Here is a 3,005-nt window from a genome sequence, read left to right as displayed (position 1 = left end):
GTTCCTTGAAAACTAGATAACGTAACAAAACATTCATTGAAGTAGTAAAAGTTCTTTTTTAATATTAACTTAGGTTAAGTTATGAAGGGCGCACGGTGGATGCCTTGGCACTAGGAGCCGATGAAGGACGGTACTAACACCGATATGCTTCGGGGAGCTGTAAGTAAGCTTTGATCCGAAGATTTCCGAATGGGGAAACCCACTGCCCGTAATGGGGTAGTATCCTTACCTGAATACATAGGGTAAGAGAAGGTAGACCCGGGGAACTGAAACATCTTAGTACCCGGAGGAAGAGAAAGCAAACGCGATTTCCTGAGTAGCGGCGAGCGAAACGGAAGATAGCCCAAACCAAGAGGCTTGCCTCTTGGGGTTGTAGGACACTCTATACGGAGTTACAAAAGAGCGAAGTAGACGAAGCGACCTGGAAAGGTCCGTCAGAGAAGGTAACAACCCTGTAGTCGAAACTTCGTTCTCTCTTGAGTGGATCCTGAGTACGGCGGGACACGAGAAATCCCGTCGGAAGCTGGGAGGACCATCTCCCAAGGCTAAATACTCCCTAGTGACCGATAGTGAACCAGTACCGTGAGGGAAAGGTGAAAAGCACCCCGGAAGGGGAGTGAAATAGAACCTGAAACCGTGTGCCTACAAGTAGTCAAAGCACATTTATGTGTGATGGCGTGCCTTTTGTAGAATGAACCGGCGAGTTACGATCCCGTGCAAGGTTAAGTTGAAGAGACGGAGCCGCAGCGAAAGCGAGTCTGAATAGGGCGAAATAGTACGTGGTCGTAGACCCGAAACCAGGTGATCTACCCATGTCCAGGGTGAAGTTCAGGTAACACTGAATGGAGGCCCGAACCCACGCACGTTGAAAAGTGCGGGGATGAGGTGTGGGTAGCGGAGAAATTCCAATCGAACTTGGAGATAGCTGGTTCTCTCCGAAATAGCTTTAGGGCTAGCCTCGAGTATAGAGTCTTGGAGGTAGAGCACTGATTGGACTAGGGGCCCTCATCGGGTTACCGAATTCAGTCAAACTCCGAATGCCAAAGACTTGATTCTCGGGAGTCAGACTGCGAGTGATAAGATCCGTAGTCAAGAGGGAAACAGCCCAGACCACCAGCTAAGGTCCCAAAGTATACGTTAAGTGGAAAAGGATGTGGAGTTGCTTAGACAACCAGGATGTTGGCTTAGAAGCAGCCACCATTTAAAGAGTGCGTAATAGCTCACTGGTCGAGTGACTCTGCGCCGAAAATGTACCGGGGCTAAACGTATCACCGAAGCTGTGGATTGTTCTTACGAACAATGGTAGGAGAGCGTTCTAAGTGCTGTGAAGTCAGACCGTGAGGACTGGTGGAGCGCTTAGAAGTGAGAATGCCGGTATGAGTAGCGAAAGAGGGGTGAGAATCCCCTCCACCGAATGCCTAAGGTTTCCTGAGGAAGGCTCGTCCGCTCAGGGTTAGTCGGGACCTAAGCCGAGGCTGAAAAGCGTAGGCGATGGACAACAGGTTGATATTCCTGTACCACCTCTTTACCGTTTGAGCGATGGAGGGACGCAGGAGGATAGGGTAAGCGCACTGTTGGATATGTGCGTCCAAGCAGTTAGACTGGTAAGTAGGCAAATCCGCTTACCGTAAGGTTGAGCTGTGATGGCGAGGGAAATATAGTACCGAAGTTCCTGATTCCACACTGCCAAGAAAAGCTTCTAGCGAGGTAAATGGTGCCCGTACCGCAAACCGACACAGGTAGGCGAGGAGAGAATCCTAAGGTGATCGAGAGAACTCTCGTTAAGGAACTCGGCAAAATGACCCCGTAACTTCGGGAGAAGGGGTGCTTTTTAGGGTGAATAGCCCTGAAGAGCCGCAGTGAATAGGCCCAGGCGACTGTTTAGCAAAAACACAGGTCTCTGCGAAGCCGCAAGGCGAAGTATAGGGGCTGACACCTGCCCGGTGCTGGAAGGTTAAGAGGAGGGGTTAGCGTAAGCGAAGCTCTGAATCGAAGCCCCAGTAAACGGCGGCCGTAACTATAACGGTCCTAAGGTAGCGAAATTCCTTGTCAGGTAAGTTCTGACCCGCACGAAAGGTGTAACGATCTGGGCACTGTCTCAACGAGAGACTCGGTGAAATTATAGTACCTGTGAAGATGCAGGTTACCCGCGACAGGACGGAAAGACCCCGTGGAGCTTTACTGCAGCCTGATATTGAATTTTGGTACAGCTTGTACAGGATAGGTAGGAGCCTTGGAAGCCGGAGCGCTAGCTTCGGTGGAGGCATCGGTGGGATACTACCCTGGCTGTATTGAAATTCTAACCCGAAGGCCTTATCGGCCTTGGAGACAGTGTCAGGTGGGCAGTTTGACTGGGGCGGTCGCCTCCTAAAGAGTAACGGAGGCGCCCAAAGGTTCCCTCAGAATGGTTGGAAATCATTCGTAGAGTGTAAAGGCACAAGGGAGCTTGACTGCGAGACCTACAAGTCGAGCAGGGACGAAAGTCGGGCTTAGTGATCCGGTGGTTCCGCATGGAAGGGCCATCGCTCAACGGATAAAAGCTACCCCGGGGATAACAGGCTTATCTCCCCCAAGAGTCCACATCGACGGGGAGGTTTGGCACCTCGATGTCGGCTCATCGCATCCTGGGGCTGTAGTCGGTCCCAAGGGTTGGGCTGTTCGCCCATTAAAGCGGTACGCGAGCTGGGTTCAGAACGTCGTGAGACAGTTCGGTCCCTATCCGTCGTGGGCGTAGGAAATTTGAGAGGAGCTGTCCTTAGTACGAGAGGACCGGGATGGACACACCGCTGGTGTACCAGTTGTTCTGCCAAGGGCATCGCTGGGTAGCTATGTGTGGAAGGGATAAGTGCTGAAAGCATCTAAGCATGAAGCCCCCCTCAAGATGAGATTTCCCATAGTGTTAAACTAGTAAGATCCCTCGAAGATGACGAGGTTGATAGGTCAGAGGTGGAAGCATGGTGACATGTGCAGCTGACTGATACTAATCGATCGAGGACTTAACCAAA

The 3,005-nt window shown here is 51.4% G+C and carries 1 rRNA gene; it reads left to right on the top strand.

What is annotated here, in order from left to right:
• Positions 1-72: 72 nt before the first annotated feature.
• Positions 73-3,004: ribosomal RNA gene (locus CKK03_RS19355) — 23S ribosomal RNA — on the top strand.
• Position 3,005: the final 1 nt, after the last annotated feature.

Source organism: Fredinandcohnia onubensis, from assembly GCF_002734215.1.
In the GTDB taxonomy this organism is placed as follows: Bacteria; Bacillota; Bacilli; order Bacillales; family Bacillaceae_L; genus Ferdinandcohnia; species Ferdinandcohnia onubensis.
Note: the sequence above shows the minus strand (reverse complement) of the source record. Positions and strands in the feature narration are given on the sequence as shown.